Annotated in this window: 16 protein-coding genes; 11 read left to right on the forward strand and 5 right to left on the reverse strand. The window is 56.2% G+C overall.

Going from position 1 to position 21,363, the window contains the following annotated elements; all coding sequences use genetic code 11:
* Positions 1-33: 33 nt before the first annotated feature.
* From QMG90_RS05380 to queF, 4 genes are all read right to left on the reverse strand, one after another.
* Positions 34-1,401: an L-serine ammonia-lyase gene (locus tag QMG90_RS05380; protein WP_283282912.1), complete on the reverse strand. Its 1,368-nt coding sequence runs from the start codon at positions 1,399-1,401 to the stop codon at positions 34-36.
* Positions 1,402-1,452: 51 nt separating this feature from the next.
* A complete protein-coding gene (locus QMG90_RS05385; RefSeq protein WP_283282913.1) occupies positions 1,453-2,742 on the reverse strand; it encodes an HAAAP family serine/threonine permease in 1,290 nt (429 codons plus the stop codon).
* Between the two features lie 442 nt (positions 2,743-3,184).
* Positions 3,185-4,549 (reverse strand): nucleotide 5'-monophosphate nucleosidase PpnN, encoded by a 1,365-nt coding sequence (gene ppnN, locus QMG90_RS05390; RefSeq protein WP_283282914.1) that lies wholly within the window; start codon positions 4,547-4,549, stop codon positions 3,185-3,187.
* Positions 4,550-4,663: 114 nt separating this feature from the next.
* Positions 4,664-5,509 (reverse strand): NADPH-dependent 7-cyano-7-deazaguanine reductase QueF, encoded by an 846-nt coding sequence (gene queF, locus QMG90_RS05395; protein WP_283282915.1) that lies wholly within the window; start codon positions 5,507-5,509, stop codon positions 4,664-4,666.
* Between the two features lie 68 nt (positions 5,510-5,577).
* Between queF and syd the strand changes: the two genes are divergently transcribed.
* The 8 genes from syd (at position 5,578) to QMG90_RS05435 (ending at position 13,883) form a co-directional block, all read left to right on the forward strand.
* The gene (syd, locus tag QMG90_RS05400; RefSeq protein ID WP_283283889.1) at positions 5,578-6,123 is read left to right on the forward strand and encodes a SecY-interacting protein; all 546 of its coding nucleotides are present in this window, start codon (positions 5,578-5,580) and stop codon (positions 6,121-6,123) included.
* 635 nt (positions 6,124-6,758) lie between these two features.
* Complete coding sequence (locus QMG90_RS05405; protein ID WP_283282916.1) at positions 6,759-7,088, forward strand: YqcC family protein; 330 nt, start codon at positions 6,759-6,761, stop codon at positions 7,086-7,088.
* Complete coding sequence (truC, locus tag QMG90_RS05410; protein ID WP_283282917.1) at positions 7,088-7,882, forward strand: tRNA pseudouridine(65) synthase TruC; 795 nt, start codon at positions 7,088-7,090, stop codon at positions 7,880-7,882. The genes QMG90_RS05405 and truC overlap by 1 nt, the downstream gene beginning before the upstream one ends.
* Positions 7,883-7,884: 2 nt before the next feature.
* The gene (locus QMG90_RS05415; protein WP_283282918.1) at positions 7,885-8,328 is read left to right on the forward strand and encodes a flavodoxin; all 444 of its coding nucleotides are present in this window, start codon (positions 7,885-7,887) and stop codon (positions 8,326-8,328) included.
* 297 nt (positions 8,329-8,625) lie between these two features.
* Positions 8,626-9,981: an MFS transporter gene (locus QMG90_RS05420; RefSeq protein WP_283282919.1), complete on the forward strand. Its 1,356-nt coding sequence runs from the start codon at positions 8,626-8,628 to the stop codon at positions 9,979-9,981.
* Complete coding sequence (locus QMG90_RS05425) at positions 9,981-11,321, forward strand: enolase C-terminal domain-like protein (protein ID WP_283283890.1); 1,341 nt, start codon at positions 9,981-9,983, stop codon at positions 11,319-11,321. The genes QMG90_RS05420 and QMG90_RS05425 overlap by 1 nt, the downstream gene beginning before the upstream one ends.
* A gap of 15 nt (positions 11,322-11,336) precedes the next feature.
* Positions 11,337-12,677, forward strand: coding sequence for a glucarate dehydratase (gene gudD / locus QMG90_RS05430; RefSeq protein ID WP_283282920.1), 1,341 nt, complete (start codon positions 11,337-11,339; stop codon positions 12,675-12,677).
* Between the two features lie 60 nt (positions 12,678-12,737).
* Positions 12,738-13,883, forward strand: a complete 1,146-nt coding sequence (locus tag QMG90_RS05435) for a glycerate kinase (protein ID WP_283282921.1) — start codon at positions 12,738-12,740, stop codon at positions 13,881-13,883.
* Positions 13,884-13,928: 45 nt separating this feature from the next.
* On the opposite strand, the gene barA is transcribed toward QMG90_RS05435, so the two are convergent.
* Positions 13,929-16,682 (reverse strand): two-component sensor histidine kinase BarA, encoded by a 2,754-nt coding sequence (gene barA, locus QMG90_RS05440; protein ID WP_283282922.1) that lies wholly within the window; start codon positions 16,680-16,682, stop codon positions 13,929-13,931.
* 57 nt (positions 16,683-16,739) lie between these two features.
* Here barA and rlmD point away from each other — a divergent pair, with 57 nt between their 5' ends.
* From rlmD to mazG, 3 genes are all read left to right on the forward strand, one after another.
* Entirely contained in the window at positions 16,740-18,038 is a 1,299-nt protein-coding gene (rlmD, locus tag QMG90_RS05445) for a 23S rRNA (uracil(1939)-C(5))-methyltransferase RlmD (protein ID WP_283282923.1), read from the forward strand.
* Between the two features lie 59 nt (positions 18,039-18,097).
* Positions 18,098-20,329: a GTP diphosphokinase gene (relA, locus tag QMG90_RS05450; RefSeq protein WP_283282924.1), complete on the forward strand. Its 2,232-nt coding sequence runs from the start codon at positions 18,098-18,100 to the stop codon at positions 20,327-20,329.
* A gap of 67 nt (positions 20,330-20,396) precedes the next feature.
* Positions 20,397-21,188, forward strand: coding sequence for a nucleoside triphosphate pyrophosphohydrolase (mazG, locus tag QMG90_RS05455; RefSeq protein WP_283282925.1), 792 nt, complete (start codon positions 20,397-20,399; stop codon positions 21,186-21,188).
* Positions 21,189-21,363 lie beyond the last annotated feature (175 nt).

Below are 21,363 nucleotides of genomic sequence, written 5' to 3' on the forward strand. Positions count from 1 at the left end.
AGATGCCTCGCAAAACGAGGCATCCGGGGACGATTAATCGCAGGTGACAATCTTCATCGCCAGGCCGCCGCGTGAAGTTTCGCGGTACTTGGCGTTCATGTCTTTGCCGGTTTCGTACATGGTTTCGATGACCTTATCGAGGCAGACGCGCGGTTCGCTGGTGCGACGCAGCGCCATACGCGCCGCGTTGACCGCTTTCACTGCGGCAATCGCGTTGCGCTCGATGCACGGCACCTGAACCTGTCCGGCGACCGGATCGCAGGTCAGCCCGAGGTTGTGCTCCATGCCGATTTCCGCGGCAATGCATACTTGCGTCGGGCTACCGCCCAGCAATTCTGCCAGACCCGCCGCCGCCATGGAGCAGGCCACGCCGACTTCACCCTGACAGCCCACTTCGGCGCCAGAAATAGATGCGTTCATCTTATAGAGCGAACCAATGGCGCTGGCCACCAGCATATAGCGCGCCAGCGAATTCGCATTCACTTCGCGGATGAACTTGTCGTAGTAGGCCAGCACCGCCGGGACAATCCCGCAGGCGCCGTTGGTTGGTGCGGTCACTACGCGACCACCGGCGGCATTTTCTTCGTTTACCGCCAGTGCGAACATGTTGATCCAGTCAACGACTGCCATCGGATCGCTGGTTGTCTTGTCCTGACTTACCAGCATACGACGCAGCGCCGCCGCACGACGCGGAACCCGCAGTTTACCCGGCAGGACGCCTTCGGTGGTGATGCCGCGCTCAATGCCGCTGCGCATGACTTCCCAGACGTTTGCGAAATGCTGCTCAAGCGCCTCTTTGCTGTGCAGCGCCAGCTCGTTTTTCATCATCAGGCCGGAGAGCGACAGCCCGGATTCCTGGCAATGACGCTGAAGGTCAGCCGCAGATTTGTACGGGTAAGGCACCTGTACCGGCGCGCTGTCGGTCTGGCCGAAATGTTCTTCGTCAACGATAAACCCGCCGCCGATAGAGTAATACGTTTTGCTGTGCATCACGGTATTGCCGCTCAGGGCAGTGATGCGCATACCGTTCTCATGCAGGGAGAGATTATCGGTATGGAAATTCATGCACTGGTCGACAGGAAATTCGACTTCGTGCTCGCCGTTTGCCAGCAGCAGGCGACCGTGGGTATTCACATCCTGAATAAAAGAAGGGATGGAATCGATATCGACAGTATCCGGCAGATTTCCCGCCAGGCCCATAATAATGGCAATATCGGTGTGGTGACCTTTACCGGTCAGAGAGAGCGAGCCGTACACATCGACGACCACGCGGGTAATATCATTGAGGATCCCGCGTGCAATCAGGTCGTCCGTGAATTGTTTGCCCGCTTTCATTGGCCCGACAGTATGTGAACTGGAAGGACCAATGCCGATTTTGAAAATATCGAAAACGCTGATCATGATGCATCCATGGCTGAAAGGAAGTGCGCCACCCGAAGGTGGCGCGGGGGATTAACTGAACAGAGAGAAGAAAATCGCGGAGATGGCGATGAGGCCCATGATGACAACGAAGACGTTGCTGATGTGGCCGCTGTATTTACGCATTGCCGGGACTTTCTGAATCGCGTACATCGGCATCAGGAACAGGATCATCGCGATAACCGGGCCGCCCAGGGTTTCAATCATCCCCAGAATGCTCGGGTTCAGCGTCGCCACCGCCCAGGTGGTCAACAGCATGAACAGCGCAGTGATTTTGTTCAGACGGCTGAGTTCAATGGTTTTGCCTTTGCCGCGCAGAGACTTGATTACCATCCCGTTGAAGCCTTCACGTGCACCCAGATAGTGGCCGAGGAAGGATTTGGTGATGGCGATCATCGCGATGATCGGCGCCATCCAGGCAATCAGTGGGGCGTTAAAGTGGTTCGCCAGGTAAGACAGAATAGAAATGTTCTGCTCTTTCGCTGCGGCCAGGTCTGCCGGAGACAGGCTCAGTACACAACTGAAGACGAAGAACATTACGGTGATCACCATCATGATGTGCGCACGCGCCAGGATGCTGGAGCATTTTTTCTCTGCGCCGTCACCGTATTCTTCACGTTTCGCCACGGCGAAAGAGGAGATGATCGGTGAGTGGTTGAAGGAGAAAACCATCACCGGAATGGCCAGCCACAGCGTCATCCACAGGCCATTGCCGGTAGACGCGGCGCTGCTCAGCGACAGGGTTTCCAGCGCCGCGCCGCTCCATTGCGGGATCAGGTACAGAGCCAGCAGCATCAGCGCGGCCACAAACGGGAATACCAGGATGCTCATCGCCTTAACGATCATCTGCTCACCAAAGCGGACGATGGTCATCATACCGACGATCAGGATCAGCGACAGAATCGCACGCGGCGGCGCCGTCATGCCCAACTGGTGGGTAATAAAGCTGTCGACGGTGTTGGTGATCGCCACGCTGTATACCAGCAGAATCGGGTAGATGGCGAAAAAGTAGAGCAGGGTGATGATCTTACCTGCGCCGACACCGAAGTGCTCTTCAACTACTTCGGTGATATCTTCGCCCGGATTTTTACCGGACAGCACGAAGCGGGTCATACCGCGGTGGGCAAAAAACGTCATTGGGAAGGCGAGGATTGCCATGATAATCAGCGGGATCATCCCGCCGACGCCGGCATTGATCGGCAGGAACAAAACGCCTGCGCCGATGGCCGTGCCGTAAAGACCCAGCATCCACATGGTATCCGTTTTACGCCATGTGCTTCTTTTTTCAATCGAAGCAATAGTGCTGGTTTGAGTGCTTTCCATCTGTATCTCCTGGAAGAATCAAAAAAATATATTAAAAAAATAGAAATTACTGGTCTGAAATTCGTTCAATGACGGCTTTTTTGTAATATTTTCTCGTCAATCTTATGGGGCCGGAAAGATACATTTAACTTATCGATGTATCAGTGATCCCGATCCCAATTGCAATAATCAGCTCCCGATATGACAGTTTTTAGACCATCACTCTGTCTTTTTTGTCATGCCAGAATTTTATTGGCGCAAAGGCTAACACCGGCAGGATATACGGGAAAAGCGCACAGGCGTAATACCGCGTTTTCATCTGCAAAAAAATGCAGAAATGGCGGTTTCTGATGACTTATCAAAATTTTGTGCGATTAACGTAGCTTAACCTGCCGCAGAAAGGCGGATTCTGGAAAGTTTAGGTAAGAAAAAGAAATGGGCGGCTCTGGCGCCGCCCGGGAGATTATGAACAGATTTCGTAGCAGGGGATGTAGGCGGAACCCGGGAGTTTCATGCGGTGCTGGGCCACAAAGCCCTGCAGCAGATCGTCCATCCGGCGCATCATGTCGCTGTCGCCGTGGATCTTGTACGGGCCATGCTGTTCGATGGCGCGAATGCCCACCTCTTTCACGTTACCCGCGACGATACCGGAAAAAGCACGACGCAGATCAGCCGCCAGCACTTCGACGGGTTGATCCGGGTAGAGCTTCAGGTTTGCCATGTTCTCGTGAGTCGGCTCAAACGGCAGTTGCAGATCCGGCGCAATGCGAATCGACCAGTTGAAGCTGTAGGCGTCTCCCGTGTCGCGGCGGTTTTCTTTCACCAGCGGCATGGCCTTTTTCATCTGCCGGGCCACTTCGGCGGCATCGTCAATGATGATGCGGTAGTGGCGGCGCGCGTTTTCCCCCAGCGTATGAACGATAAACTCATCCAGCACGCGGAAGTAATCGGCACTCTCTTTAGGGCCGGTCAGGATCAGCGGCAGCACCTGATTTTTGTTGGCCGGATTCATCAGAATGCCGAGCAGGTACAATAATTCTTCCGCCGTACCCACGCCGCCCGGGAAGATGATGATGCCATGCGCAAGGCGCACAAACGCTTCCAGACGTTTTTCGATGTCCGGCATGATGATCAGTTCGTTCACCAGCGGGTTTGGCGGCTCGGCGGCGATGATTGAAGGCTCAGTCATGCCGATAAAACGCCCTTCTTTGTAGCGCTGTTGAGCGTGGCCAACCGCCGCGCCTTTCATCGGCGCTTCCATCGCTCCGGGACCACAGCCGGTGCAGATGTTCAGTTCACGCAAGCCAAGCTGGGTGCCGACGCGACGGGCATACAGGTATTCGGTTTCGTTGATGGAATGGCCGCCCCAGCACACGACCATGCCAGGCGCTTCGCCAACATGAAGCGCGCGGGCGTTACGCAGGATCGAAAACACCAGGTTGGTAATGTGGGTGGAACTGACCAGATCCAGATTCGGAAAACGGACGGTATTGTGGATTTGCCCATAAACGAACAGGATGTCACGCAGAACGGCAAACAGGTTGGCCTGTAACGCGCGGATAATACGTCCGTCGACAAAAGCCTCTTCCGGCGGGTTAATCAGCTCAAGCTTCACGCCGCGCTCGCGGCGCAGCACGTTGATGTCAAAGCTCTCGAAACGAGAAAGCAGCTCCTGGCTGCTGTCGGTCAGACTGCCGGAGTTAAGTACCGCCAGGGAACAGTTACGAAACAGTTGATACAGGTCGCTGCTGGCCGTGCGTTTCAGCATGTCTACTTCCAGCTGCGACAACATGTCCATAGAGCCCAGTGGGCTAATGTGTGTAATCAAGTGAACTCCTTACGGGACGATAATAAGCTTTCCCTATGGATTACAATAGCCTCGTCGGTTCTGTTTTCACAAGGTAATGCGCGGAAATGTCCGCGCATTTTACGTAAATATTTCTTATTGACGAGCCAGTCGTCCGGTGGCGGGGGCGAAGTCGGTGTTCGAACGCCAGGGGTTGATATCCAGACCGCCGCGGCGGGTATAGCGGGCATACACGCTCAGCGTTTCCGGCTGGCAGAAGCGCATAATGTCATTGAAGATACGCTCCACGCATTGCTCATGAAATTCGTTGTGATGGCGGAATGACACCAGATAGCGCAGCAGTTTTTCCCGGTCGATTTTCGCGCCGCGATACTGGATCTGCACCGAGCCCCAGTCCGGCTGATGCGTGATGAGACAGTTGGATTTCAGCAGATGGCTGACCAGCGTCTCCTCCACACGCTTGCCGCTGGCGGCACCCTGCAGATAGTCGGCGCTGAACTGGTAGTTGTCGATGTCGATATCCTGATCATCAATACACGTGCCGTTGAAGTGGGCGACCGGCTGTCCTTCGATTTCATCCAGACGGTACAGCGCCACCGTAACGTTGCCCTGCGCGCAGGCGCTGAGGTCGCGCTCAAGCGTAGTACGCACCGCGTCCCGGTCGGCAAAACGCGTCTGGTTAAAACTGTTGAGATAGAGCTTAAAGCTTTTTGATTCCACCAGATTAACCGTCGTGTCATCCAGTTCAACATGGCCCACCGCTACTTGCGGCAGCCCTTTCGCATTGAGCCACGACAGTTCGTACAGCGTCCAGATGTCCGCACCGTGGAAAGGCAGGTTGTCGGCGTGTAAGCCGAGAGGATCGCGATTCAGACTGCGCGGAACGCCCTGCAGCAGCGAGGCGTCGTAGGTGTCGCGGTAGTCGGTCGTTTTACCGAGCGTCAGGCCAGCCAGCGCCTGATGATTTTCATAAGAAGACATGTTTCACCGTGATAAAGCAGGTACACTATGGCGCAATTGTATACCGGCTGATGAGAAGAGAGAAATCGGTGGATAACCAGACCGCAGAAGCGCTTCAGGCGTTTACCCAACGGTATTGTGACGCATGGCGGCGTGAATATGACTCCTGGCCGCGCAGCGAGGATCTCTACGGCGTGCCGTCTCCCTGCACGCTATCCACCACTGATGAGGCGGTCTTCTGGCAGCCGCAATCGTTTGATCTGACGCCGAATGTAAACGCGGTTGAACGCGCCCTGGACATTGTGATACAACAGCCGCTTCATTCATACTATACCACCCAATATGCGGGTGATATGTCAGCAACGTTTATGGGTGAACCCCTGTTGTTGCTACAGACCTGGAGTCCGGATGACTTCCGGCGTGTTCAGGAAAACCTGATTGGTCACCTGGTCACACAGAAACGCCTGAAACTGTCGCCGACGTTATTTATCGCGACGCTGGACAGCGAACTGGACGTGATATCGGTCTGTAACCTGACCGGCGAAGTCATTAAAGAAACCCTCGGTACGCCACAGCGTACGGTACTTTCTTCCTCTCTTGCGAGTTTCCTCAATCAGCTTGACCCCCTTTTGTAATCCAGAGTACTACAGGACTTGTGAGACATCTCTTACACGCACTGTGAGAGATCGCCTTGAGACAGGTGAGAGACTGGCTTAAAAAAATAGCGAGTCTCTATAAATTTCAATAAGTTACAATTCTCACTTCATGCTTTCATATGAAACCAGGCTTACGGATTTGTCTTATGGCGGGGTTGTAAGACGAAGCGGAATAGGCGATCCTATGTTCGTCGACAGGAAGTCACACAAAAGAAGCGAACATCAGGATGATGACGCTTCAGGGAACACACCAGGACGGTGCTGCAGGGAAAGGCTTCAGGATGAAGCAAAAGGAGAACGCAGGAACGCGTTAAGGGACACCTCCAGGAGGGAGAACGAGAGCCGGTCGGGATGTTCGGTGGATCAGGAAGATCAAGGAATACTTAAGGATGAGTATATTCACATCGGGGTGGTGTGAAGCAGGATGCACGCGTTTACGGATGAACATGGGTCAGGAGACCCCAGGAAAAGTTGTCAAGGATGAGCAGGGAGCACGTTGAGTAGCCGGATTGCTGCGAAACGAACCGGGAGCACTGTTTCGACAGTGCTCCCTTTTTTTGTTTTTCCGCCGCCAGTGGTATCCTGCGTCACCGTTTTTTTGCACCGAGGTTCTCATGACTCTTCACGACAACGTACGTGCGCAGCTGCGCGCCATTGAAACCGTGATGCGGCTGCATCAGCACTGGCAGAGCGACGCACCCGACGCCAGCGCCTTCAACAGCGATCAGCCTTTCTGCATGGACACCCTGGCGCCGCTGGAATGGCTGCAGTGGGTGCTGATCCCGCGGATGCACCAGTTACTCGACAACGGTCAGCCGCTGCCGCAAAATTTTGCCATCGCCCCCTATTATGAAGTGGCTCTCGAGGCCAGCCACCCCCTGCGTGAGCGTGTGCTGCCCGAGCTACTGGCGCTCGACGCCCTGTTTGCGGACGACAACGCCTGATGCTGGAAATCATTTATCAGGACGAATGGCTGGTGGCGGTGAATAAACCGTCCGGCTGGCTGGTACACCGCAGTTGGCTCGATCGCGATGAAAAAGTGGTGGTGATGCAGACCGTGCGCGATCAGATAGGCCAGCACGTCTTTACCGCTCATCGTCTCGATCGCCCGACGTCCGGCGTGCTGCTGATGGGGCTGTCCAGTGAAGCGGGCCGTCTGCTGGCGCAACAGTTTGAACAGCATCAGATCCAGAAACGCTATCACGCCATCGTCCGTGGCTGGCTGACTGGCGACGATCTGCTGGATTACCCGCTGGTTGAAGAACTGGACAAAATTGCCGATAAATTCGCCCGCGACGATAAAGGTCCGCAGCCTGCCGTGACGCACTATCGTGGGCTGGCGACAGTGGAAATGCCTGTCGCCACCGGTCGTTATCCAACCACGCGTTACGGTCTGGTGGAGCTGGAGCCCAAAACGGGTCGCAAGCACCAGCTGCGCCGCCACCTTAAACATCTCCGTCATCCGATCATCGGTGACAGCAAGCATGGCGATTTACGCCAGAACCGCAGCGCCGCTGACCATTTTGGCTGTCACCGGCTGATGCTGCATGCCAGCACGTTGTCGCTGACGCATCCGTTTACCGGCGAGCCGTTAACGCTGCATGCCGGTTTCGACGAGGTCTGGATGCAGGCGCTGGCGCAATTCGGCTGGCGCGGTCTTCTCCCGATAAACGAAAGGGTTGAGTTTGCGGGCGGCAGCGGTCAGGATGGCGTTATCGATACAACATCAGGGAGTTGAACATGGCGGAAGTGGGTATTTTTGTCGGCACCATGTATGGAAACGCGTTGCTGGTTGCCGAAGAAGCAGAAACCATCCTGAGCGGGCTGGGGCATAAAGCCACCGTTTTTGAAGATCCCGAGATCAGTGACTGGGAAGCGTATACCGGAAAATACGCGCTGGTCGTTACCTCGACCACCGGCCAGGGCGACCTGCCGGACAGCATCGTCCCGCTGTTTGAAGGGATGAAAGACATGTACCAGCCGCACATGCGCTACGGCATTATTGCGCTCGGCGACAGCACCTACGCCAATTTCTGCGGCGGGGGTAAAAAGTTTGACGAGCGCCTGCAGGAGCAGGGCGCGCAGCGCATCGGCGAGATGCTGATGATCGACGCCAGTGAAGATCCCGAACCCGAAAGCGTCTCCAGCCCGTGGGTTGAACACTGGGCCACGCTGCTCAGCTGAACGTTCGCCCTTCTGCGGAAGGGCACACCTCACATTTCCTCTGATTTCCGTGAACCAGCCCCCACGCGGTTGGGCATAAGCCATAAATCTCCTTAACCAGACTTGTTAATGCTGTGTTATTGCACGGTGAGCACCCGACCACCTGTTTTTATACTTTCTGCTGCCAGTGCATAAAGCAGCCTGTCATCGCGCGGCGCTGCAATAAAAAAACATAAAACGTCATTCTGATTACCCTACCGGTTGTGCTGTTCAGAATGGATGTAGCTCAAAGCAAAGCTATGATTCAGGAGTACAACAATGAGTTCATTAAGTCACGAGGCGAGCGCCGTCGAAAAGCGCACTAACGCCCGCTACTGGATAGTGGTGATGCTGTTTATCGTCACCTCCTTCAACTACGGTGATCGTGCCACGCTATCGATTGCCGGTTCGGAAATGGCCAAAGAGATTGGCCTTGATCCGGTTGGCATGGGTTATGTTTTCTCCGCATTTTCCTGGGCCTATGTCATCGGTCAAATCCCCGGTGGCTGGCTGCTTGACCGCTTTGGTTCGAAACGGGTTTATTTCTGGTCGATCTTTATCTGGTCGCTCTTCACCCTGCTGCAGGGTTTCGTCGACGTATTCAACGGCTTTGGCATCATCGTGGCGCTGTTTACCCTGCGTTTCCTCGTCGGCCTTGCGGAATCGCCTTCTTTCCCAGGCAACAGTCGCATCGTCGCGGCCTGGTTCCCGGCGCAGGAGAGGGGAACCGCGGTGGCGATTTTTAACTCGGCGCAGTATTTCGCGACCGTGATTTTCGCGCCGATCATGGGCTGGCTGACGCACGAAGTGGGCTGGTCACATGTGTTCTTCTTTATGGGCGGACTGGGGATCATCATCAGCTTTATCTGGCTGAAAGTGATCTATGAACCCAATCAGCACCCTGGCGTGAACAAAAAAGAGCTGGAGTACATTGCCCAGGGCGGGGCGCTGATCAACATGGATCAGAAAAACGCGAAACCCCACGTGCCGATGAGCGAAAAATGGGGGCAAATCAAACAACTGATTAGCTCACGCATGATGATCGGCGTATACATCGGACAGTACTGCATTAACGCACTGACCTACTTCTTCATTACCTGGTTCCCGGTTTATCTGGTGCAGGCGCGCGGCATGTCGATTCTGAAAGCCGGGGTTGTCGCTTCCATTCCGGCGGTGTGCGGATTTATCGGCGGCGTGCTGGGCGGCATCATTTCCGACTGGCTGATGCGGCGCACCGGGTCGCTCAACGTCGCCCGTAAAACGCCCATTGTGCTCGGTATGCTGCTCTCCATGACGATGGTGTTCTGTAATTACGTCGATACGGAATGGATGATTATCGGCTTCATGGCGATGGCCTTCTTCGGTAAAGGCATTGGCGCGCTGGGCTGGGCGGTGATGGCTGACACGGCGCCGAAAGAGATCAGCGGTCTCTCCGGCGGGCTGTTCAACATGTTCGGCAACATTTCCGGCATCGTGACGCCGATTGCGATTGGCTACATTGTCGGGGTTTCCGGCTCCTTTAACGGTGCGCTGATTTATGTCGGGATCCACGCGCTGGTGGCGGTACTGAGCTACCTGGTGGTGGTCGGCGATATCAAGCGTATTGAACTGCAACCTGTGACAGGACGTGAATGATGAGTACACAATCCAGCCCCATCATTACTGAGATGAAAGTGATCCCCGTTGCCGGTCACGACAGCATGCTGCTGAACATCGGTGGGGCACATAACGCATACTTTACGCGCAATATCGTGGTGTTGAGCGACAACGCCGGAAATACCGGCGTGGGGGAAGCGCCGGGCGGTGAGGTTATCTACCAGACGCTGGTTGATGCCATTCCGATGGTGGTCGGCCAGGAAGTGGCGCGCCTGAACCGGGTGGTGCAGCGCGTGCATAAAGGTAACCAGGCAGCGGATTTTGATACTTTCGGTAAAGGCGCGTGGACGTTTGAACTGCGCGTCAACGCGGTCGCGGCTCTCGAAGCGGCGCTGCTGGACTTGCTCGGCAAAGCGCTCAATGTGCCGGTGTGCGAACTGCTCGGCCCGGGCAAACAGCGTGATGCGGTGACAGTCCTCGGCTATCTCTTTTACATTGGCGACCGCACGAAAACGGATCTGCCATATCTCGACGCCACACCAGGTTCGCATGACTGGTATCGCCTGCGCCATCAGGAAGCCATGAGCAGCGCCGCGGTGGTGCGACTCGCGGAAGCCGCACAGGATCGCTATGGCTTTAAAGATTTCAAACTGAAAGGCGGCGTGTTGCCTGGCGAGCAGGAAATCGACACCGTGCGGGCGCTGAAAAAGCGTTTCCCGAACGCGCGGATCACCGTCGATCCAAACGGCGCCTGGCTGCTTGATGAAGCCATTGCACTCTGCAAAGGGCTGCAGGATGTACTGACTTACGCCGAAGATCCCTGTGGCGCGGAGCAGGGCTTCTCAGGGCGTGAAGTGATGGCGGAATTCCGGCGTGCCACCGGGTTGCCAGTCGCCACCAACATGATCGCCACTAACTGGCGGGAAATGGGGCATGCGGTGATGCTCAATGCCGTCGATATTCCGCTGGCCGACCCGCATTTCTGGACGCTGTCCGGCGCGGTGCGCGTCGCTCAACTCTGCGACGACTGGGGGCTGACCTGGGGCTGCCACTCCAATAACCATTTCGACATTTCGCTGGCGATGTTTACCCACGTCGGCGCCGCGGCGCCAGGCACGCCAACCGCCATTGATACACACTGGATCTGGCAGGAAGGGGATGCGCGCCTGACGAAAAATCCGCTGCAAATTAAAGACGGCAAGATTGCCGTTCCCGATGCGCCAGGGCTTGGCATCGAGCTGGACTGGGATCAGGTGCAAAAGGCTCACGAAGCCTACAAACGACTGCCGGGCGGCGCGCGTAATGACGCAGGCCCAATGCAATATCTGATCCCCGGCTGGACTTTTGATCGCAAACGCCCGGTTTTTGGCCGTAATTAATTAAAGGACTGACTTATGACAACGCGACATTCCACACCGGTTGTGACTACCATGCAGGTGATCCCGGTTGCCGGTTTTGACAGTATGCTGATGAACCTGAGCGGCGCGCATGCACCGTTTTTCACCCGTAATATCGTGATCATTAAAGATAATTCGGGCCATACCGGCGTAGGTGAAATTCCGGGTGGCGAGAAGATCCGCCAGACGCTGGAAGACGCTGCGCCGCTGGTGGTGGGGAAAACGCTGGGCGACTATAAAAACGTCCTGACCGCTGTGCGCAATACTTTCGCTGATCGCGATGCTGGTGGGCGCGGATTGCAAACCTTTGATTTACGAACCACTATCCATGTGGTGACCGGTATCGAAGCCGCGCTGCTCGATCTGCTCGGTCAGCATCTGGGCGTGAACGTCGCCTCGCTGCTTGGCGACGGCCAGCAGCGCAGCGAAGTGGAAATGCTCGGTTATCTGTTCTTTGTCGGTAACCGGAAGCAAACGCCGCTGGCGTACCAGAGCCAGCCGGATGACGCCTGCGACTGGTATCGTCTGCGCCATGACGAAGCGATGACCCCGCAGGCCGTGGTGCGTCTGGCGGAAGCGGCGTATGAAAAATATGGTTTCAACGATTTCAAACTGAAAGGCGGCGTGCTGGCGGGCGAAGAAGAAGCCGAAGCCATCACCGCGCTGGCGACGCGTTTCCCGCAGGCGCGCGTGACGCTCGATCCGAACGGTGCCTGGCTGCTGGATGAAGCCATTAAAATAGGTAAACAGCTTAAAGGTGTGCTGGCGTATGCCGAAGATCCTTGTGGTGCCGAACAGGGTTTCTCGGGCCGTGAAGTGATGGCGGAATTCCGTCGCGCGACGGGGCTGCCGACGGCCACCAACATGATTGCCACCGACTGGCGTCAGATGGGCCATACTTTGTCATTACAATCGGTTGATATTCCGCTGGCTGACCCGCATTTCTGGACCATGCAGGGCTCGGTTCGCGTCGCGCAGATGTGCCATGATTTTGGTCTGACGTGGGGTTCTCATTCCAACAACCACTTTGACGTCTCGCTGGCGATGTTTACCCATGTTGCCGCGGCGGCGCCGGGGCAAATCACCGCCATTGATACGCACTGGATCTGGCAGGAAGGCAACCAGCGTCTCACGAAGCAGCCGTTTGAAATCAAAGGCGGCATGGTGCAGGTGCCGACGACGCCTGGACTGGGCGTCGAGCTGGATATGGATCGCGTTATGCAGGCGAATGAGCTGTACAAAAAACACGGTCTCGGCGCGCGTGATGATGCAATGGGAATGCAGTATCTGATCCCGAACTGGAAGTTTGATAACAAACGCCCGTGCATGGTGCGTTAATGAGTGATAGCCGCCCCGGGTGGGGCGGCAGTACGCCGTACAGACCCGTAAGGACAGCCTATGAAGATAGTTATCGCACCGGATTCATACAAGGAAAGCCTGAGTGCACTGGCGGTCGCGACCGCGATTGAACAGGGTTTCAGGGAGATTTATCCGGAAGCGGAATACGTCAAACTGCCGATGGCGGATGGCGGGGAAGGTACGGTGGAAGTGATGATTACCGCGACGCAGGGGCGACGGGTTGACGTCGATGTGACGGGGCCGCTTGGCGACACGGTGCGCGGGTTTTACGGCATTTCCGGCGACGGACAATGTGCGTTTATTGAAATGGCCGCTGCGAGCGGTCTCGAGCAGGTGCCGGTCGAGCGACGCAATCCGCTGAAAACGACGTCGTGGGGTACCGGAGAATTAATCCGTCATGCGCTGGATGCGGGCGTCAGGCAGATAATCATCGGCATTGGCGGCAGTGCGACTAACGATGGCGGCGCTGGCATGATGCAGGCGCTGGGCGCGCAACTCTTGACTGCCGATGGGCAGCAAATTGCTCATGGCGGCGGCGCGCTCGAAAAGCTCGATCGCATTGATATCCGCCATCTCGACCGTCGTCTGGCGACCTGTCAGATTGATGTCGCCTGCGATGTCACTAATCCTCTCACGGGCCCGGAAGGCGCTACCGCCGTGTTCGGCCCGCAAAAAGGGGCGACAGAGGCGATGATTGCGCAACTGGATCGGGCGCTGGAGCGCTATGCCCGGATCATCGCCCGCGATCTCGACGTTGATGTGCTGGAGCTGGAAGGCGGCGGTGCGGCAGGCGGGCTGGGCGCGGCGCTGTATGCATTTTGCGGCGCGCGCTTACGGCAGGGGATTGAGATCGTAACGGATGCGCTGAAGCTCGACGAGCAGGTCGCCGACGCGGATCTGGTGATCACCGGCGAAGGCCGCATCGACAGCCAGACTGTGCACGGTAAAGTGCCGGTGGGCGTTGCGAGAATTGCGACGCGGCATAACGTGCCGGTCATCGGGATTGCGGGTAGTCTGACGGCTGACGTCGGCGTCGTGCATCAGCACGGGATCGATGCGGTGTTCAGCGTCATCTACACCATCTGTACGCTGGAGGAGGCACTGGCGCAGGCGGGCGATAACGTGCGCATGGCGGCGCGCAATATTGCGGCGGTACTGAAAATCGGAACATCCCGGCGTTTCTGAACGCTGAAAAACACTGGCCCGACGGGTTGCCCGGGCCGATAATATTCAGCCAATCATCTTCCGCGCTTCGCGGGTCACGTTATCCATCTCATCAAGCAGTTCCAGAAACTCAGGCTCGAGTTCATCCGCCGACGTTCCGCTACGCAACTGGCCTTCAATCAGATGACACAAGTTTTTCAGCCGTGGCACACCGCTGTAGCCGCAACTGCCGTGTAGTTTATGGATAGCATCCACCAGCCCTTCCGGGTTTTCCCCCACCAGTTGTTCTTCCACTTTGTTACGGATTTCCGGCAGGAAGGCGATGAGCATCTGCAGCATTTCGCGCGCCAGATCAGTCTTACCCGCCGCCTGACGCAACGCCAGTTGCCAGTCGAGGGTGACGTTCAGGTTAACTGGCGGCTCCGGCAGATCCGGTAGCGCCGCGGTAACCGGCGTTGCCAGACCGGGTTTGTAGCGCAGCAACAGACTCCGCAATTTGCTCTCTTCGATGGGCTTCGCCAGATAATCGTTCATCCCGGCGCTGAGCAGTTTCTCTTTTTGACCTGCCATCGCATGCGCCGTCACGGCAATCACCGGGGTCAGTTGCTGATGCGGTAACTGACGGATCAGCTCGCAGGCGCGGATGCCGTCCATTTCGGGCATCTGAATATCCATCAGAATGAGATCAAGCTGCAACTGTCTGGCGCGATCAATCGCCTGCTGCCCGTTTTCGCATAGCTCTACTTGCTGAACCTGATCTTCCAGCAGCGCGCCAATCAGTTTCAGGTTGGCCGGGTTATCATCCACCGCCATCACCGTCATCGGCAGCTTGCTGTTATCGACCAGTTGCGGTGGCACCGGTTGGTTCAGGCGGCAGTACTCGGTTAACGCCGGGAGCAGGCGCGTTGCGGTCAGCGGTTTCAGCAGACAGGCCGCCGCGCCGTTACGCTTGAGCGCTTCCGCATTGACCTGGATATGGCACGGCAGCGCCAGCAGCAGGTAATCGGTCATCGCACAGGCCTGTTCCAGCCTCTCCTGATGCAGGTTCAGTTCCCGCATCGATACCGGGATCGCCACCAGCAGAATGTCGTAATGATCCTGCGGCAGCGCGGAGAAGGTCGGGCTGTAAACCACTTCCAGCGGCGTGGTCGCCAGCAGATCCAGCGTACATTGCGCGGCGGCAGCGTTAGCCTCAACGTAGGCAAGGCGTTTGCCAGCCAGGCTGTCCATCACCACCGTATCAGAAACCACATTCGTATTGAGGTCGAGATTAATATGGAACCAGAAGGTTGAGCCGCGATTTGGCTGGCTGTGGAAGGAGATATCCCCGCCCATCTCTTTTACCAGTTTTTGCGTGATAACCAGCCCGAGCCCGGTGCCGCCATGGCGACGCGAAATGCTGGCATCCGCCTGACGGAACGCCTGGAACAGGCGCGACTGGTCGCGCTCAGGAATACCGATGCCGGTATCGCGGATCTGCACTTCAATCTGCACTTTGGTATTGCTGATGGCGCGTTTCTCCACCAGCACATCAATGTTGCCGCTCTCGGTAAATTTAATGGCGTTACCCACCAGATTGGTGATCACCTGCTGCAGACGCAGCGGATCGCCAATCACGTTATCCGGCACGTCGCTTTTGATATTCAGCGTCAGTTCCAGGCTCTTGTCGTGGGCCGAATGCGCCAGCAACGTGACGACTTCATCCAGCGTGCTGCGCAACGGGAACGGAATGCTTTCGAGGAGCAGTTTTCCGGCCTCCAGCTTCGAGAAGTCGAGCACGTCGTTAATAATCGCCAGCAAATTATTAGCCGACCGTTCGATGGTATTCAGGTGATCGCGCTGAGTAGTGGTCAGATCGGTTTTCAGCGTCAGGCGGGTAAAGCCGATTACGCCATTGAGCGGCGTGCGCAGCTCGTGCGACATGTTCGCCAGAAACTCGGATTTAATTCGCGCCGCTTCCTGGGCGCGCTTTTTCGCCAGATCCAGTTCAACGTTCTGGATCTCCATCTGCTCCAGCGTTTCGCGCAGGTCAGATGTCGCCTGATCGACGTTATGCTGCATCTCTTCATGGTAAGCGGCGAGCGACATCGCCATCGAGTTAATGCCGTTTTTCAGCATATCCAGCTCGCCGAGCATAAAGCCTTCCACGCGGCTGTCGAGCTGCCCACGGCGGATGCGGTCAACGGTGTTCACCATGTTGCGGATCGGGCCAGTGACGTCGCGCATCAGCCGCCAGCCGAAAATCAGCGCAATGCCGATACAAAACAGCATCATCACGCTGGAGATAAAAATTTCTTTGTACTGTTGCAGGCGCACTGATTTGAGATCCAGCTCCAGCGCCACATAACCAAGCATATTCAACGGCGGCTTAGCTTCTGCACCGGGAGATTCATCTGGCGAATAACTTTCCGAAACGATCGGTGTTCGCAGGATCATGATATCGCCATGTCGTGAGACGCTAAGGCTACGTGGCAACGGCACCCCTTTCGGCAACCTGAGTTCGCTGGGATCAAGCTGATAGTTTGACGTGACAAACAGGCGGTTCTGTTCATCGTAGACCGAAATGGCCCGGACAATGTCCGAATGGCGGCGATGCAGAACGCTGATGAGCTGACCAATAGATTCGCGGTTTTGCAGATTCATGCCGTATTCGCTGGACACCGCGAGCGGTTCAATAATACTGGCTCCGGCGTCTTCCAGTTGACGCTGTAGATCGTTATAGCGGTGGACGACAAAGAAAATACTGAGCAGCAAGCCAATCAGTACGGTCGGCGCCAGGATCAGAATCATCATGCGAGCACGCAGGCTGTAGTTGGTCATGGAGTTCCGTTATGGGAGAATGAGAGTCAATATGTTCGTATGAGACAAATCTCTACAATGGCGCAATTCTACTCTGCAAAACGACGCGTGACGACGCGTGAGATCATAACCGTGACAGTCAATGACCTCGATCCCTTCGGTCAGGGCGTTGCCCGACATAACGGAAAAGCGCTATTTGTGAATGGCTTACTGCCGCAGGAGAGCGCAGACATCACGCTCACCGAGGATAAGAAACAGTATGCCCGCGGTCAGGTCAAACGTCGACTCAATGATAGCCCGGAACGTGAAACCCCGCGCTGCCCGTACTTTGGCGTTTGCGGCGGCTGCCAGCAGCAGCACGCGTCTGTCGCCCTGCAACAGCGCAGCAAACGCGCCGCGCTACAGCGAATGATGAAACATGAGGTGGACGAGGTGATCGCCGGTACGCCGTGGGGCTATCGCCGTCGTGCGCGCCTGAGCTTGAATTATCAACCGAAGACCCAACAATTACAGATGGGTTTTCGCAAGGCGAACGCCAGCGATATCGTCGATATCCGGCAGTGCCCCGTTCTGGTGCCCCGTCTTGGGGCGTTGCTTCCGGCGTTGCACGATTGTCTGAGCAACCTGAAATCTGCGCGTCAGTTGGGGCATGTTGAGCTGGTGCTGGCGGACAACAGCCCGCTGATGGTGCTGCGCCATACGGTAGCGTTACCGGCGGCTGATAAAGAAAAACTGGAATGCTTTTCGCATACGCATGACGTTGCGCTGTATCTGGCACCGCAAAGCGAGACGCTCGAACGCGTCACTGGCGAGGCGCCCTGGTATACCTCAAACGGTCTACGCTTAACGTTCAGTCCGCGCGATTTCATTCAGGTGAATGATGGCGTGAACCAGAAAATGGTGGCGACGGCACTGGCCTGGCTGGATGTGCAGCCAGACGATCGCGTGCTTGACCTGTTTTGCGGTATGGGCAATTTTACGTTGCCTGTGGCGCAACGTGCAGCAGAAGTTATCGGCGTGGAAGGCGTTCCCGCGCTGGTGGATAAAGGGCGTGAAAACGCCGTATTCAATCATTTACACAATGTGACCTTCTTTCATGAGAATCTGGAGGAAGATGTCACTCGTCAGGCGTGGGCGAAACAGGGCGTTGATAAAGTGCTGCTCGACCCGGCCCGCGCCGGTGCACCAGGCGTAATGGCGCATATTATCAAACTTGCGCCGAAGCGCGTGGTCTATGTTTCATGTAATCCTGCGACGCTTGCGCGGGATAGCGACGCGTTGTTACAGGCTGGCTATCAGATCCAGCGTCTGGCAATGCTCGACATGTTCCCGCACACCGGGCACCTGGAATCTATGGTGCTGTTTGCGTGTGAATAACTGACAGACAGTTTACGGCTTGTCGAGTTCGGCAGGCCCGGTCCCAAAAGGAGAGGACAATGGTTGCGGTACGAAGTGCACATCTCAATAAGGCTGGAGAATTTGATCCGCAGAAGTGGATCGCAAGTCTGGGGATCACCAGCCAGCAGTCATGTGAGCGCTTAGCCGAGACATGGACATATTGTCGTGAACACACCGAGGGACATGCGGATGCGGATTTGCTGCTGTGGCGCGGCGTTGAGATGGCGGAAATCCTCTCAACGCTGAGTATGGATATCGATACCCTGCGCGCGGCGCTACTCTTCCCGCTGGTCGACAGCGGCGTGGTCAGCGAAGAAGTGCTGACCGAGAGCGTCGGGAAATCGGTGGTGGATCTGATCCACGGCGTCCGCGATATGGCCGCTATCCGCCAGCTGAAAGCCACTCACACTGATGCCGTCTCGTCTGAGCAGGTCGATAACGTGCGCCGGATGCTGCTGGCGATGGTGGATGATTTCCGTTGCGTGGTCATTAAGATCGCTGAGCGTATCGCGCATCTGCGGGAAGTCAAAGACGCGCCGGAAGATGAACGCGTACTGGCGGCGAAAGAATGTACCAATATCTATGCGCCGCTGGCGAACCGTCTGGGTATCGGCCAGTTGAAATGGGAACTGGAAGATTACTGCTTCCGCTATCTCCACCCGGCAGAATACAAACGCATCGCCAAACTGCTGCATGAACGCCGTATCGACAGGGAACACTACATTGACGAGTTCGTCGGTCAACTTCGCTCTTCCATCAAAGAAGAGGGCGTCAAGGCTGAGGTTTATGGCCGTCCGAAACACATCTACAGCATCTGGCGCAAAATGCAGAAAAAACACCTCGCGTTTGACGAGCTGTTTGACGTGCGTGCGGTGCGCATCGTTGCGGAACGCCTGCAGGATTGTTACGCCGCGCTGGGGATAGTGCATACTCACTTCCGCCACCTGCCTGATGAATTCGACGACTACGTTGCTAACCCGAAGCCAAATGGCTATCAGTCCATTCATACCGTGGTACTTGGCCCCGGTGGGAAAACCGTCGAAATTCAGATCCGTACGAAGCAGATGCACGAAGACGCTGAACTTGGCGTGGCGGCGCACTGGAAGTACAAAGAAGGCGCGGTTGTCGGTGCACGCACGGGCTATGAGGATCGCATTGCGTGGCTGCGTAAGTTGATCGCCTGGCAGGAAGAGATGGCCGATTCCGGCGAAATGCTGGACGAGGTCCGCAGCCAGGTCTTCGACGATCGGGTGTACGTCTTTACGCCAAAAGGTGACGTGGTGGATCTCCCGGCAGGTTCAACGCCGCTCGATTTTGCTTATCACATCCACAGTGATGTGGGGCACCGCTGTATCGGAGCGAAAATTGGCGGGCGCATCGTGCCGTTTACCTATCAGTTGCAGATGGGTGATCAGATCGAAATCATCACCCAGAAACAGCCGAACCCGAGCCGCGACTGGCTGAACCCGAACCTGGGCTATGTCACGACCAGCCGTGGGCGCTCGAAAATTCACGCCTGGTTCCGCAAACAGGATCGCGACAAAAACATCCTCGCCGGTCGTCAGATCCTCGACGAAGAACTGGAGCGGCTGGGCATCAGCCTGAAAGAAGCAGAAAAACACCTGCTGCCGCGCTACAACTTTAATGAGGTTGACGAACTGCTGGCGGCCATTGGGGGCGGTGATATTCGTCTCAACCAGATGGTCAATTTCCTGCAGTCGCAATTCAACAAACCGAGTGCGGCGGAAGAGGATGCCGCCGCGCTGAAACAGCTTCAGCAGAAAACGTACACCCCGCAGGCCCGCAGTAAAGACAACGGGCGGGTAGTGGTTGAGGGCGTCGGTAATCTGATGCACCATATCGCCCGCTGCTGCCAGCCGATCCCCGGTGATGAGATTGTTGGTTTTATCACCCAGGGGCGCGGGATTTCCGTGCACCGGGCAGATTGCGACCAACTGGCGGAGCTGCAATCCCACGCGCCAGAGCGCATCGTCGACGCGGTGTGGGGAGAAAGCTACTCAGCCGGGTATTCGCTGGTCGTCCGGGTCGTCGCCAACGACCGCAGCGGCCTGCTGCGCGACATCACCACAATTCTCGCCAACGAAAAGGTCAATGTACTTGGCGTTGCCAGCCGCAGTGATACTAAACAGCAACTGGCGACCATCGACATGACTATCGAAATCTACAACCTGCAGGTGCTGGGCCGGGTGCTCGGTAAACTGAATCAGGTATCAGATGTGATCGACGCCCGTCGCTTGCATGGCGGGTAAGTGCCTCTTTTAAAGCCGGATAAGGCGTTAACCGCCACCCGGCTTACTCTTTTTAACGGGAATGACTATGACTCAAATCGACCGCCTGCTCGGCATTATGCAGCGCCTGCGCGACCCGGAAACCGGCTGTCCGTGGGACAACGAGCAGACGTTTGCCACGATCGCGCCATACACCCTCGAAGAAACATACGAAGTGCTGGACGCCATCAACCGGGAAGATTTTGACGATCTGCGCGGTGAGCTGGGTGATCTGCTGTTCCAGGTGGTGTTTTACGCGCAGATGGCCCAGGAAGAAGGGCACTTTGATTTTAATGATATCTGCGCTGCCATCAGCGACAAACTGGAACGCCGCCACCCGCACATTTTTGGTGATGCCACCGCTGGCGACAGTACGGAAGTGCTGGCACGTTGGGAGCAGATCAAAAGCGCGGAACGTGCTGAAAAAGCCCAGCACTCCGCGCTGGACGACATTCCCCACAGTCTGCCTGCGCTGATGCGCGCCCATAAAATTCAGCGTCGCTGCTCGGCGGTCGGTTTTGACTGGACTTCACTCGGCCCGGTGCTGGATAAAGTGCATGAAGAAATTGACGAAGTGATGCACGAAGCGCAGCAGGCGGTCATCGATGAGGCAAAACTGGAAGAAGAAGTGGGCGATCTGCTGTTTGCTACCGTGAATCTCTCCCGCCATCTTGGGGTGAAAGCCGAAGTGGCGCTGCACAAAGCGAACCTGAAATTCGAGCGTCGTTTCCGCGAAGTGGAAAGGATTGTTGCCGAGCGAGGCCTGGAAATGACCGGCGTTGATCTCGATACCATGGAAGCCGTCTGGCAGCAGGTAAAACAACAGGAAACTGATCTCTAACGGTTTTTCGCCATCAAGCGTAATTTGTGTGATTTTTAAAATGACAAGCGCTTGATTTGCGTCAAAAACATTTCGCCAAAAGCGGCTATTTTCTCCCTCCCCGTATCGTGTGAACCTGAGGAAAAGGAGGGAGAATGAAAGTTTGTGGCGCCTGCCATGTTCGGGTATACTACTT

This window comes from Trabulsiella odontotermitis (assembly GCF_030053895.1).
In the GTDB taxonomy this organism is placed as follows: Bacteria; Pseudomonadota; Gammaproteobacteria; order Enterobacterales; family Enterobacteriaceae; genus Trabulsiella; species Trabulsiella odontotermitis_C.